This is a genomic window from Fusibacter sp. JL298sf-3 (assembly GCF_053842995.1).
In genome coordinates this window covers 2594588-2607951 of record NZ_CM132608.1, presented here as the reverse complement: position 1 = coordinate 2607951, position 13364 = coordinate 2594588, and the positions used below count along the sequence as shown (strand labels likewise).

Here is a 13364-nt window from a genome sequence, read left to right as displayed (position 1 = left end):
CATCACTACAGGTAACCAAAGCCCTCACTCCTGCTATTCTCCCTTTGAAAGCGCATAGGCTTCAGCCTTCGGCATAATCGGCAAGCGGCCTTTGTAGACCAACGCACCGGTTTCAGGATCGAAAAGTACCTTTATAGGTGCAATCTCTACGCCCGCCTCCAGCGCTTCGTAAAAACAAGCTGAAAACTTCGGGTCGGTATCCACTTTGGGCGCAAAAACCTCTGAGGCACTTAAAACCAGTATGAGGGCGCAGGCGCGATCGCCACTCGCCTTAATGTCTATCAGGCTTCTCAAGTGTTTCGTTCCCCGCACCGTCGGGGCGTCCGGAAATTTGGCGACGCCGTCTTCCGAAAGCGAACACCCTTTCACTTCTACCCACACATTTCGCCCTTCTGCATCGACGTACTTAAAGTCAATTCTAGAGTTCTCGTGTTTGACTTCAGCCTTCACAGAAAAAGCCTCACCAAAGGGGTTGAGCGCTTCATTTCGAATGAGCGCTTCTGCAATATAGCGGTGATAGCCTGAGTGAATAAGAACGTAGTCATCAGCTTTCGCCGCGGCGATCATATCCCAGTCCGTTTTACGGGTTTCACTTGCCGCATAGCGAATTAAGCAGGGATTGCCCTCGTAGAGCAATTCCCTCAATCGACCGGGGTCGTGCACATGTACCGTTACCGGCGCCCCCTCTAAAGCCACTTTGGCTACGTAGCGATTGGGGCGCTCCAAAAACACGCCGGGCGTCAGTCCTTCAATCGTATACAACACCATATCCTGCCTCACTCTCTATGTTTAAACGCGTACGCGTCGATATCAAATTTGCGTTTGAGTCCTTTTGCATTCATGTAGCGCACTTTACCAAAGACAGCGCGTTCTGAAAACGGTCGATCGTGCTTCCCAAAGCACCAGGCGATACCCGCATAGCCGTTGGGGTCTCGACCATCTAACTGATACTTATCGTTTTGAGCCTTCATAAAAGCATAAGCGGCCTCATAGGAGGGCATCCATTCGATGATTTTCTTCCCCCAGTACATCCGCATATAGTTGTGCATGTATCCGGTGCGCACCATTTCCCTTTGCGCGGCATTCCAATAGATGTCGTGTGTACGCGCTTCCTCTAAGATACTCGACGTATACGTCACGTCCCGAGTGTCCAAACGGTGACGTCCCAGTGTCTCATTGGCCCAATTTGGCAATATCGCTTCAAGAGCCCCATCGTATTGCGGGTTATAGTGTACAAAATTAAAGCTGAGCTCCCGTCTGATGACGAGCTGCTCCACAAACGCACGGGAATCCAGACCACTCTTTAACACGCGACTGTACGCCGTGACAGGCGACAGTTGGCCAAAATGCAAATAGGGGCTTAAACGGCTGGTCGCATCCTTTGAAGGGTCGCCGCCAAGTGTTTCGTAATTTGCGAGGTTCGCATCAATAAATGAATTTAACGCGTTTAAAGCATTCTGTTCACCGCCTCGAAAAGTCTGCGTCCGGCCTAAAACTGGCAGATGCTTCAGATGCCCCTCGACAATCGCTTCTTTAGAAAATCGTTCCGGCACGCCATCCCATCGGCAAAGAACCTCTGTCAAATGAAAAGCATCGCCGTAAAGTGGCAACAGCTTTGTAAGTGACGGTCTAATGGCGTACGCCGCGTAAGCCTCTTTAGAATAAGCCTCCTCAACCGGTACCACCACATTGGTGTCGACGAGGTAAGTCCGCTGATGCAGCGTCTTTACAAACGCCGTTCTAAGCGCTGTTAAAAAGCGTCCGTATCCCTTGTCGAGCACGACAGCTACCGCCTGCTTTGCGAATTTTTCAAAGGCGCCTTCGACACCGACAAACCATTTGAATCCAACGCCCATCTTTTGAAGCGTCGCCGCAGTCTCTTCCATACCCTCCAGCATAAATTCAAAGTGCCTGAGGTTGGCCTCCGGGAAATTCGGCATCAATACAAAGGCCACCACCACAGGTAGTCGGCGTTCATTGGCAAGGCGAATCGCAACATCCAGCGCGTGATTGTCAACGGTGCGCTGAGCCGCCTGCATCCAGTATAGGACATACGCCCCTGTTTCTGAGTTTTTATTTTCTTTTATCTGTACGACACGTCCTCTTTGCATCGGAACCTCCTTTTTTTAATTCTATCACAAACAATTGTTTTAATCGACGCTTTATAATATAATTAAAGCATTCAAAAGACTATACTTGGAGGAATCATGATTGAAATTAAGATACACAATCGTCACGTAGAAAAATTTAAAAGCGGTTACCCATTGCTCTTTAAAGAAGCAGTTATGGGTAGTCATCTCTTTGAACAGCCCGATTTCGAACAGGGCACCCTGCTGAAACTCACCGATGAACGCGCCCGATACATCGGTACCGCCTACTACGGCATTCAAAACAAGGGCATTGGCTGGGTCTTAACGCAAAACCCCAAGCAAAAAATCGATGTTCAATTCTTTATGCGCAAACTGTATGGCGCAATAGAAAAGCGCCTCGGCCTCTTTAACAATCCTAAGACCAATGCGTTTAGGGTCTTTAACGGCGAAGGAGACGGCATCGGCGGTCTCACTGTGGACTTTTACAACGGCTATTACCTGATTTCTTGGTATTCCGAAGGCATCTACCACTTTAGAGACACCATTGTAAACGCCCTAAAGCAGATCGTCGAGTACGACGGCATCTACGAAAAGAAACGCTTTGGCAAAGAGACTACCGAAGACGACGGCTTTGTCGCCGGGAAACCGGCACAGTTCCCAATTGTCGTTCGAGAAAATGGCGTCGAGCTCAACGTTCGATTTGACGAAGGCGCTATGGTGGGCTTCTTCCTCGATCAGCGAGAGGTTCGTAAAGCGCTCAGAGATCGCTACGCCAAAGGCAAAACGGTTCTCAACACGTTTTCCTACACAGGTGCCTTTTCCGTCTTCGCCAAAATCGGAGGTGCCAAGCACACTGTTAGCGTCGACCTCGCCAACAGAAGCAAAGAGGCGACAGAAGACAACTTCAAGCTCAATGCCATCGACCCGTCTAGCGAAGACATTTATGTTGAAGATGTGTTTGAGTATTACAAATTGGCTCAAAAGAAAGGCCTGCACTACAACCTCGTCGTCTTAGACCCACCGAGTTTTGCCAAATCCAAGAACTATGTGTTTTCAGCGGAAAAAGACTACCCGGCACTCCTAGCTGGCGCTGTGGAAATCACTGAAAACGAAGGCGTTATCATCGCCAGCAACAACACGTCCACCATTTCAATGGACAAATTCAATCAAATTGTAGGCAAAGGCTTCAATCTCGCCAACGCTCGTTTTGAAATCTTAGAGACATTCACACTGCCTAGAGACTTTAGAACACACAGACTCTATGAGCCGAGCGACTATCTCAAAGTACACTTTATCAAAGTGCTGAAAAAGAAAGGTTAAGGTATGTCTGTCAGACGTTTGATCTTTACAATCTGTTGCCTTCTGCTCTTGCTCGCCGCTTGTGACGCCAAGTACCCTGAGGCGCCGCTGGAACACCACAACGAAGTGTCGATTTTTGCAGAAAACGATCGGTCATCTGAGGTCGGCGTCCAGTCGATCATCGAAGAAAAAGAGCGCTACACCATGAGTGTGCACTACCCTGTGACGGGATATGCCTTTATCGACGAAGAGATGCAGCTGTTTACCGACAGTCTCATCGGCAACTACAGAGAGCTCGTCAAGAATGCGACAACAGATGAAGAGGAACGTCTGCCTTATGAACTCCACCTCAACTACGAGATTCTGTTTCGATCAAAAGAGCTGATATCAATTCAGTTTGTCGAGCGCCTCTACGTCGGTGAAAGCAACCAATCTGAAAAAGTCTATACCTTTAATTACGACATCAAAAACAACCGAAAGCTTAAACTGGAAGATGTCTTGACTCAGGGAACTGCCACCACCCAAATTCTTTACGAACTGGTGCTGGACGCCTACTATAAAGAAAACATCGTCGTCGGAGACCCGCCGATAGAGCCAATCGACAGCAACTTCGTCAACTTTATCCTCACCGATCACGCGATGAAATTCTGGTTTAACCCCGATCAACTCAAGTACAAGACCGATGCACCCATGAGCGTTTCCCTGTCGTTAAAAGCCCTTGAGCAGTACACAGCGCTCAATATAAAAATCGGCCCGCCGATAATTGAAAATCACAACGCCGACACCCCGGTGACTTTAGGAGACGACGCCATCACCTACCCGAGTACCAACGTCAGAAAAGACAAAAAGATTGCCCTGACATTTGAATCCGGTCCACATCCGGTCTACACGCCGATTATTCTCGAAACACTTCGGGCACGTGATGTCACCGCTTCATTTTTCTACATTGGGAAACGGGCAAAGGAGTACCCGAGCATCGTCAAAGAAACGGCCTCACTAGGACACGATATCGGGAACGCTTCTTATTCGTACCCGCAAATTCTCAAAATACCCGAGAACAAACGGTCTGGCGAAATAGAAGCCTCTCAGAACATTTTAGAAAAACTCACAGGGTCGCCGCCGTTTCTCTTTAGAGCACCCTTTGGTCAATACGATGTAGCGCTTATCGAGCGCCTCCGCATGCCGATTGTGCTGTGGAACATCGACCCGCAAGACAATGTGTACAACGATCCCAACTACATCACCTCACATGTACTGGCCTATGCCAGTGACGGCGCCATCGTCCGTCTGAGAGATACACAAGTGGGGACGGCGCAGGCAATAGGTGCCATGATTGACGCCCTCAACGAGGCCGGCTATGAAATCGTCCCCGTATCGGAACTCTTAAACATCAATGCACACAACGCCTCCAACCGATTGAGGGTGTTCACAAGTAAAAATTAATTTTTTAGCGCTGTCATTGACAGCGCTTTTATTTAGCAGGTAAAGGCTTAAGGGGAGACTTTTAGGGCGCACAGCGCCATAGATTTCTGGAAATGTTTATTTTTTTTAATATTTAAGACATTTCCCCTACGATTCTTTGATATAATAAAAGTGTTCGAGGGGCTGGCCCTCGACAACTATACTTAACTTTAGGGAGGCTAAGATGAAGAAAAAACTGTCCCTGTTACTCTCGCTACTGCTCATACTTATGACACTGCCGGTTGTAGCCTTTGGTGAAACAGCTGAAGAAACTGTTATCACCCTCCTCGGCACCAGTGACCTTCACGGTCGCATCTACCCGTACGAGTACGCCACTGATTCTGAAGATGCAGATGCCGGTTTGGCAAAAGTCGCCACCGTTGTCAAAACCATTAGAAACGAAAACCCAAACACGCTGCTGTTCGATTGTGGCGACACGTTACAAGACAACAGCGCCGAGCTCTTTAATGAAAACCCCGTCCACCCCATGATAGAAGCCATGAACCTCATCGGCTACGACGGATGGGTCGTGGGAAATCACGAGTTCAACTTCGGGCTCGATTTCTTAAACAAAAACATCGCCGCCTTTGAAGGGGATGTCCTCGCAGCCAACATCTATAACGCCGATACGCAAACGCATTTTGTCGCCCCATACGCACTTTACGAAACAGCAGGCGTCCGCGTCGCCGTAGTCGGCATGATGCCGCCAAATGTGCCAATTTGGGAAGCCAGTACACCGGATCACTTTAAAAATCTCGAGTTCACTGATGTTATCAAAGAGACTGAAAAGACACTAAAAGCGCTTGAAGGCCAATACGATGTCCTCGTCGGCGCCTATCACATCGGCCCTGAAGGCGAACACGGTTACGATGGTCTCGAAACTGTCGCAGAGAAATTTCCAGAGTTCGACGTCATCTTCGGCGGTCACGCACACAGCAAGTACACCAATGACATCGGCGGCGTCAAGCTCATCGAACCCGGTCGCTACGGTTGGGCAGTTGCCAAATCCGATATTGCACTGGAAAAAACCGCCGACGGGTGGAACGTTGTATCCGTCGACGTGGTCAATGTGGAAACGCAGTCGGTAGAACCCGACGCACAGCTGTTAGAAACATTTAAAAGCGTCCACGAACGCTCTCTGGAAGAGGCCAATAAAGTGGTCGGACAAATCTCGGAAGATTTTATCGAGCGTCCCGATTACTACACAGGGGAAGACACCATCACCACACTTCCGACGGCACAAATTGAAGACACAGCTATCATCGACCTCATCAACGCGGTGCAAATGCACTACGCCGAATCCGACGTCAGCAGTGCTGCGCTCTTTAACTTCGGATCGAACCTAAAAGCCGGTCCATTCAAGAAGAAAGATGTCGCTTTCATCTACAAATACGACAACACGCTCATGGGTGTCAACATCACCGGTGAAAACCTACTCAAGTACATGGAATGGTCCGCTGCGTATTACAACACTTATGCTGAGGGCGATTTGACCATTAGTTTCAGCCCGGAGATTAGGGGCTATAACTACGATATGTTCAGCGGGATTGATTACCGCATCGATATCTCTAAGCCGGTTGGCGAGAGAATTACAGAGGCTACTATTAAAGGTGCCCCCATCGATAGCGAAAAAGTCTATAAACTTGCTGTGAACAATTACAGATTCGGCACCTTGCTCAGTCTCGACCTCGTGACCATGGCTGACAAATATTACGACAGCTACGAGGCCATGCAAGATGCCGGCCGTATCCGCGATCTCATTATCGCTTACACACAAGAGGTGAAAAACGGCGCGCTCGTTCCGTCAGTTGACGACAACTGGTCGATTATCGGTACAGAAATTGAAAACTCGCCGTATCTAGACCGCGTAAAAGCGCTTTTAGCAGACGGCACACTGACGTTGCCAACTTCAGAAGACGGTCGCACGCTAAACGTCAAACCGATTACCGTCGAAATGCTCAAAGCAGGCGGTTATATTGAAGACCGCGTCTACGAAGTTCAGCGTGGCGATGTGCTTTGGCGTATAGCTGAAAAGTACAAGACCACTTGGCAAACCCTGCAGGAACTCAACGCACTGGAAAATCCAAACCTCATCTTCCCGGGACAAAACCTCGTGGTCCCTATGTAACTTAAAAAAAGTTCCGAAACCTGCAATGGCTTCGGAACTTTTTATTATTGCTCGGACTTTAGGCACTTCTGGCCATTGCAAGTCCTCTTATGAACGCTTGTGCTTTGGACGTTTTCGATCTTTACCGGCATCGTGCTTGCGCTTGCCGCCGGACGGTTTGCCCTTGCCCTTTGCCGTCTCCACGATGATTTTCTTGCCTTTAATCATGCGGTCGTTCATGCGATCGACGACTTTTTTAGCTTGTTGTTCAGGAATTTCTACAAACGTAAACGAATCAAAGATGTCGACGCTACCAATTTTCTTGCCCTCAATACCGGCTTCGTTGGCGATTGCACCGACGATGTCTCTCGGTCTCACACCCTGATTTTTACCGACGTTGATGTGAAGACGCGCCATACCACTTCGAATACCTTTTGCACGGCTGCTCTTACGCTCTTTTGTCTTCTCGCCTTTGATGACGTACGAGCGGTTGTTGTCCACGCTGTCGATTTCTCTCATGTCTTCAACTTCGAGTTCCATCTGAAGAAGTGCCGCCGCAACTTCCATCGGGCTGTACGTTTCATCAGTGAATGCCTCGACAACATCGATAAACTTGCGATCGATACCCGCTTCAATGCGCTCTTTCACCTGCTCGAGGTAATTTTCACGCTTGATGGCTTCGATATCGCTGATTTTCGGAATCGGATACGGTTTGATGTCCGACTTGGTGTAGCGGATAATGCTGCGCAGCAAGTGGTAATCTCTGTACGTGACAAACGTGTACGAAACCCCTTCTCTGCCGGCACGGCCTGTACGGCCAATTCGGTGAACATAATACTCTTCGTGACTCGGCATATCGTAGTTGAATACAGCTTCTACGTTGTCGATATCCAGTCCTCTCGCCGCGACATCTGTCGCAATGAGAATTTCAATATCCCCGCGCTTAAATTTATTGATTACATTGAGGCGCAATGTCTGCTTCATATCGCCGTGGATTTTGTCACAGAGGTAGCCACGCGCCTGAAGCATGTCCGTGAGCTCGTCTACGCGCTTCTTGGTGTTACAGAAAATAATCGAAATCTTGTAGTTCTTGAGATCGATTAATCGCGTTAAAATTTCCACTTTATCGCGGTCTTTCATCTCGAGATAAACCTGTTCGATGCTCGGCGCAGAGAGTGCCTTATGCGCCACTTTGACGATTTCAGGATCCTCTTGATACTTGTTGATGATGTTCATAATTTCTTTTGGCATCGTCGCTGAAAAGAGCATGGTCTGGATAGCATGGGGCACTTGATCCAACACCATTTCAATATCTTCTCTAAAGCCCATGTTGAGCATTTCGTCAGCTTCGTCCAAAATCAACATCTTCAAATGGTCCATTTTCAGCGTGCCGCGTCTCAAGTGGTCGAGGACGCGCCCAGGTGTACCGATAATAATCTGTGCGCCGCTTCTAAGACCTCTAATCTGTCTTTCTATATCTTGTCCGCCAAAGACGGGGAGGATATGCAAGCCTTTAAACTGTTTTCCGATTTTTTTCACTTCTTCGGCAATCTGAACGGCGAGCTCTCGCGTCGGACAGAGTACCAAAGATTGTACTTTTTTGGTTTTTAGGTCAATGCGCTCGAGCATTGGAATCGAGAAAGCCGCCGTTTTACCGGTACCCGTCTGAGCCTGTCCGACGAGATCTCTTCCGGTTAACGCAACTGGAATCGCCGCCGCTTGAATCGGCGTCATCTCCTCGAAGCCCATATCTGCTACAGCTCTTAATATTTCTTCCGAGCAATTTAACGCATTGAATTGAGTGTTATTCATTATAATTCCTTTCGTATTTCTTATGACTGTCTCTATATGAGGAAACCACAAGTCTAAAATAAAGCAACTGCCCTGCAGTTCTACTGTCTTGGACATGCTGCTACACAACAAGATTTGAGCCGAAAAGCGTTCATATAAGCACACACGCGTGTACGGTCCCGTTGCGATTCAATTAAAAATACCCGATAGTTCGTATCTATGCAAAGCGACATATCGACGACCATAGGGGTCAGTGTCGAAAGATTTTAACGCTGCAATGCTGCAGAACAGGTGAGCAGTTTTTTTAATTGTGAACGAGCGTGTACACTTGGTGCGAAGGCATCGTCAAAAATCGGTTTGGCGTCTCGTAATAGACGGCAATTGTTGTCAGCCTTGTCGTTTCCCAACTCAACAGGTCTTTACCTGATGGTATGTTCAGCATCATAAAAAAGGACCCTTTCGCGCCCCTAAGCACATGATTTCATCTGAAAATAACAGTTCATTTTACCACATATCCCCCATGTATACAAGTATAGATTTTAAAGGGCATAACCCTTTTCAAATCCCACTAGATTCATGTCCAAAAACTTAGGTGGGACTTTCGCCTCAATAACCGATCGCCAAGTTGGGAGTGGAATTGTCGTGTGCTTGGCGAGCATCCCCAACATAATGACGTTGACAATCTTAACCGTACCAATCTCCGCTGCAATTTCCTGTACATTGGCGTGGACAAGTGTTACATCAGACCGTACTTGTTCGATGAAGTCGTGTGGATAAGGCGCGCGCTCCGCAATGGCAAACACCGGGTAAATCGGCTCTGTGTTCATGAGCAAAACCCCACCGGGCTTCAAATACGACTGCCACCGAAGGCCTTCTAGAGGCTCTAGCGCCAAAAGAACATCAGCCGTTCCCGCTTCGATATTAGGCGTGTGTACCCTGTCGCCAAAGCGCACACTCCCCCAAACTTTGCCTCCCCTTTGCGAAAGGCCGATAACGTCGTTGCTCTTAACACTTTTACCGTCTCTAAAGGCCGCCTCGCAAATCATATCGGTTGTCAAAACCAGTCCCTGTCCGCCAACACCTGCTAAGATAATATTCATTGAGACACCTCCTCTGAACACTTTATGGCCCCTACGGGACAAACCTGTGAACAAACCGAACAGCCGACACATAAATTGGGGTCAATAGAAGACTTCTGTTTGTCAAAGCCCTCGTAGTCCTTCATGTGAATCGGCGGGCAATTGGTTTTCACACAGCTTCTGCAAGCAATGCACACCTCGGGATCCACGTAAAAGTGCGGCGACTTGATTTTATACTTTAAGGCACATGGCCGCGTCGTCATAACGACGCTCAACCCCTCGTACTTAATTTCAGTGTCAATCGCAGCCTTCGCCTCTTTGTAATTAAACTGATCGACCACTTTAACGCGTTCAATTCCCATTGCCGATAACAGATTCGGCAAGTCCAATGCCATATCGCTGCCGTCGCCATACGCCTTAGAACTGGCGTTGGGTTGACCGCCCGTCATGGCCGTCGTGCCGTTGTTCAAAATGATAATGGTGGTATTGGCGTCGTCGTCCAAATTGTGCAATAGATTTAACATGCCCGTCATACCTGAGTGGTAAAAAGTACCGTCGCCGATTACCGCTACAAGCGGCTCCGATTTCCCCGCCATTTTATGGGCTTTTTGTATCCCTTTGACGATGCCCAGACTGGCGCCCATGCTAATGACCGTATCAAGTACTTCCAGCGGGTAGAGGATGCCCATTGAATAGCAACCGATATCGCCAATAACCCGTCTTCGAGATTTTTTTAGTATGTCGAACACCGGTCGATGCGGACAGCCTGCGCAAAACATCGGCAAACGCCCCATAACTTCGGCCCCATCGACCGGTTCTGTCTCACACTTTTCTAGGACGCCAAGTGTTTCAAACGCTTCTCGTACTTCTTTGACATCGACTTCTCCCGTAAAAGAAAACAGCGATTTGCCCTCACAGGCGATGCCGGCCAGCTTTAACTGATTTTCGATAAAGGGCATCATCTCTTCGGCGACGACGATTTTTTCGTAAGACGTGCTTATCTCGCGCAGTGTTTCAATAGGGAGCGGGTAGACCATCCCCAACTTGTAGACACTGACGTCGGCTTCTAAAGACGCGACGTGCTGATAGACGAGGCCTGAAGTGACGACGAGAACTTTGGCGCCTGCTTTCGGCTCGTACCGATTGACCCCAAGTGCTTCTAGATTTTCCGCAAGTGATTCGATGCGGGCCTTCATATGGTGTTGTTTGTCAAATGTGTTCGGCGGTATCATACCGAAATTTTGAGGCGCTCTTTCAAAGCCGGCTATTTCTTTCTCCACGCGGTCACCAAGTGTCACCGCACTCTTGCTATGACAGAGCCTCGAAGTAATCCGAAGCATTACCGGCGCTTCATAGGTCTCGCTGACCTCTAACCCGATGCGGACGAAGTCCTTCGACTCTTGGCTGTCAGAAGGGTCGAGAACCGGCATGTTGGCAAACTGTGCAAACAGGCGATTGTCCTGTTCATTTTGCGAGCTCGCCATCCCCGGATCATCGCCGGACATGAGTAAAAAACCGCCTTTTGTCCGAGTTTGTGTAAACGTCATCAAGGGGTCTGCCGCGACGTTGACGCCGACGTGTTTCATTGCTACGAGCGTTCTAGCACCGGCAAACGAACTCCCGATGCCCACCTCGAGGGCCACTTTTTCGTTAACTGAAAACTCGGCATAAATCTCTTTGTAATGCGCCTTAATGTCTTCCAGCATTTCCACCGTCGGGGAACCCGGGTAGCTCGCCGCCAAATGGCCACCCGCTTCAAAGAACCCTCTTGCTATTGCTTGATTGCCTGTCATTAGTACTTTTCCCAAAACGATCGCCTCCTTAAAAAACGTTCAACCTATGGGTTGAATTTCTGTGCATTTCCTATTAAGATGTATCTTGAAGGATTTTGTGCACTAATAGAATTTATACCTAATTTGGTGCCTTTTTAAACAAGAAAGGAAAGACCCATGAGCATATTAACGGTAAAAGACCTCAGCCACGGCTTCGGTGACCGCGCCATTTTTGAAAACGTCTCATTTAGACTTCTAAAAGGCGAACACATCGGCCTAATCGGCGCCAACGGCGAAGGCAAATCGACTTTTATGAACATCATCACCCACAAGCTCGAACCGGACGAAGGGCAAATCGAGTGGTCTAAACGCGTTCGTACAGGCTATTTAGATCAACACACAGCGCTGAACAACGACGATACCATAAAAGCGGTTCTCGAAAGTGCGTTTCAGTACCTCTACGATCTCGAGACCGAAATCAACGACATGTACATGAAGATGGGCGATGTGGACGGCGATGCGCTAACCGCCTTGATGGAAGATGTCGGCACCATTCAAGACATTCTCGACCACAGCGGTTTTTACATGATTGACGCCGAAATCAACGAAGTTGCCAAGGGCCTCGGCCTACTGGAAATCGGCCTCGACAAAGCGGTTGGCGACCTGAGCGGTGGCCAGCGCACCAAGGTGTTGCTTGCAAAACTCCTACTCGAAAAACCCGACATCTTGCTTCTCGACGAGCCGACCAACTACTTAGACGAAGAACACATCGAGTGGCTCAAACGCTTTTTACAAGCCTACGACAATGCGTTCATCCTGATTTCACACGACATCCCGTTTCTCAACAGCGTCGTCAATCTGATTTACCACATGCACAATCGCGAACTCAACCGATACGTCGGCGACTACGACAACTTTATGCGCATCTTCGAGGCCAAGAAAAAGCAAATTGAATCGGCTTACAGGCAACAACAACAGGAAATTGCCGAACTGGAAGACTTCGTCTCTCGAAACAAGGCCCGTGTCGCCACGCGGAACATGGCCATGTCGAGACAAAAGAAGCTCGATAAAATGGACCGCATTGAGCTCGGCCGCGAAAAACCGAAACCGGAGTTCCATTTTCAAGTTGCCCGTACATCCGGCAAACTCATCTTCGAAGCCAAAGACCTCGTTATCGGTTACGACGACCCGCTTTGCAGACCGCTTAACCTTAAACTCGAACGCGGGCAAAAAGTAGCCGTCGTCGGCGCCAACGGCCTCGGAAAAACCACCCTTTTAAGAAGTCTCCTCGGTCACATCCCGAGCATCAGCGGCACCGTCGAAACCGGGGAATTTTTACACATCGGCTATTTTGAACAGGAAATCAAAGAGGCCAACTACAAAACCTGTATAGAAGAAGTCTGGGAAGCGTTTCCCGCCTACACGCAATACGAAGTGCGCGCCGCACTGGCCAAGTGCGGCCTCACCAGCCAGCACATCGAAAGCAAGGTCCTCGTGCTTAGCGGCGGCGAACAAGCCAAAGTGCGCCTGTGTAAATTGATTAACGAGCCGTCAAATGTCCTCGTTCTCGACGAGCCGACCAACCACTTGGACGTCGACGCAAAAGAAGAGCTCAAAAGAGCGCTCCAAGCCTACAAAGGCACTGTTCTGTTAATCAGCCACGAACCCGAATTCTACAACGATGTGGTCACTGAGGTATGGAACCTAGAGCAGTGGACGACTAAAATTATCTAACCGCAAAAAGCCGCAATGAGCAGAAACGCCC

General features: G+C 48.8%; 10 protein-coding genes. 4 read left to right on the top strand and 6 right to left on the bottom strand.

What is annotated here, in order from left to right; translation table 11 throughout:
- Positions 1-33 precede the first annotated feature (33 nt).
- Entirely contained in the window at positions 34-768 is a 735-nt protein-coding gene (sfsA, locus tag ACR6HW_RS12295) for a DNA/RNA nuclease SfsA (protein ID WP_455728021.1), read from the bottom strand.
- 8 nt (positions 769-776) lie between these two features.
- Positions 777-2111: a deoxyribodipyrimidine photo-lyase gene (locus tag ACR6HW_RS12290; protein WP_455728020.1), complete on the bottom strand. Its 1335-nt coding sequence runs from the start codon at positions 2109-2111 to the stop codon at positions 777-779.
- A 96-nt stretch (positions 2112-2207) separates the two neighbouring features.
- Here ACR6HW_RS12290 and ACR6HW_RS12285 point away from each other — a divergent pair, with 96 nt between their 5' ends.
- From ACR6HW_RS12285 to ACR6HW_RS12275, 3 genes are all read left to right on the top strand, one after another.
- Positions 2208-3410 carry a class I SAM-dependent rRNA methyltransferase gene (locus ACR6HW_RS12285; protein WP_455728019.1) on the top strand — a complete coding sequence of 401 codons (1203 nt, stop codon included), beginning with the start codon at positions 2208-2210 and terminating at the stop codon, positions 3408-3410.
- Between the two features lie 3 nt (positions 3411-3413).
- Positions 3414-4832, top strand: coding sequence for a polysaccharide deacetylase family protein (locus ACR6HW_RS12280; protein ID WP_455728018.1), 1419 nt, complete (start codon positions 3414-3416; stop codon positions 4830-4832).
- Between the two features lie 202 nt (positions 4833-5034).
- Positions 5035-6978, top strand: coding sequence for a 5'-nucleotidase C-terminal domain-containing protein (locus ACR6HW_RS12275; protein WP_455728017.1), 1944 nt, complete (start codon positions 5035-5037; stop codon positions 6976-6978).
- 87 nt (positions 6979-7065) lie between these two features.
- Here the strand turns inward: ACR6HW_RS12275 and ACR6HW_RS12270 are convergent, their stop codons facing one another.
- The 4 genes from ACR6HW_RS12270 to ACR6HW_RS12255 all read right to left on the bottom strand — a co-directional run bounded on the left by ACR6HW_RS12270 (position 7066) and on the right by ACR6HW_RS12255 (position 11635).
- Positions 7066-8769 (bottom strand): DEAD/DEAH box helicase, encoded by a 1704-nt coding sequence (locus ACR6HW_RS12270; protein WP_455728016.1) that lies wholly within the window; start codon positions 8767-8769, stop codon positions 7066-7068.
- 283 nt (positions 8770-9052) lie between these two features.
- Positions 9053-9193 (bottom strand): hypothetical protein, encoded by a 141-nt coding sequence (locus ACR6HW_RS12265; RefSeq protein WP_455728015.1) that lies wholly within the window; start codon positions 9191-9193, stop codon positions 9053-9055.
- A 94-nt stretch (positions 9194-9287) separates the two neighbouring features.
- Positions 9288-9848, bottom strand: a complete 561-nt coding sequence (locus tag ACR6HW_RS12260; RefSeq protein ID WP_455728014.1) for an indolepyruvate oxidoreductase subunit beta — start codon at positions 9846-9848, stop codon at positions 9288-9290.
- Positions 9845-11635 (bottom strand): thiamine pyrophosphate-dependent enzyme, encoded by a 1791-nt coding sequence (locus ACR6HW_RS12255; RefSeq protein ID WP_455728013.1) that lies wholly within the window; start codon positions 11633-11635, stop codon positions 9845-9847. The genes ACR6HW_RS12260 and ACR6HW_RS12255 overlap by 4 nt, the downstream gene beginning before the upstream one ends.
- A gap of 141 nt (positions 11636-11776) precedes the next feature.
- Between ACR6HW_RS12255 and ACR6HW_RS12250 the strand changes: the two genes are divergently transcribed.
- Positions 11777-13333: an ABC-F family ATP-binding cassette domain-containing protein gene (locus ACR6HW_RS12250; RefSeq protein WP_455728012.1), complete on the top strand. Its 1557-nt coding sequence runs from the start codon at positions 11777-11779 to the stop codon at positions 13331-13333.
- Positions 13334-13364: the final 31 nt, after the last annotated feature.

What these genes read in the sequence shown, in the direction of transcription:
- sfsA (WP_455728021.1), bottom strand. Translation starts at nt 768, where the DNA reads ATGGTGTTGTATACGATTGAAGGACTGACGCCCGGCGTGTTTTTGGAG.
- ACR6HW_RS12290 (WP_455728020.1), bottom strand. Translation starts at nt 2,111, where the DNA reads ATGCAAAGAGGACGTGTCGTACAGATAAAAGAAAATAAAAACTCAGAA.
- ACR6HW_RS12285 (WP_455728019.1), top strand. Translation starts at nt 2,208, where the DNA reads ATGATTGAAATTAAGATACACAATCGTCACGTAGAAAAATTTAAAAGC.
- ACR6HW_RS12280 (WP_455728018.1), top strand. Translation starts at nt 3,414, where the DNA reads ATGTCTGTCAGACGTTTGATCTTTACAATCTGTTGCCTTCTGCTCTTG.
- ACR6HW_RS12275 (WP_455728017.1), top strand. Translation starts at nt 5,035, where the DNA reads ATGAAGAAAAAACTGTCCCTGTTACTCTCGCTACTGCTCATACTTATG.
- ACR6HW_RS12270 (WP_455728016.1), bottom strand. Translation starts at nt 8,769, where the DNA reads ATGAATAACACTCAATTCAATGCGTTAAATTGCTCGGAAGAAATATTA.
- ACR6HW_RS12265 (WP_455728015.1), bottom strand. Translation starts at nt 9,193, where the DNA reads ATGATGCTGAACATACCATCAGGTAAAGACCTGTTGAGTTGGGAAACG.
- ACR6HW_RS12260 (WP_455728014.1), bottom strand. Translation starts at nt 9,848, where the DNA reads ATGAATATTATCTTAGCAGGTGTTGGCGGACAGGGACTGGTTTTGACA.
- ACR6HW_RS12250 (WP_455728012.1), top strand. Translation starts at nt 11,777, where the DNA reads ATGAGCATATTAACGGTAAAAGACCTCAGCCACGGCTTCGGTGACCGC.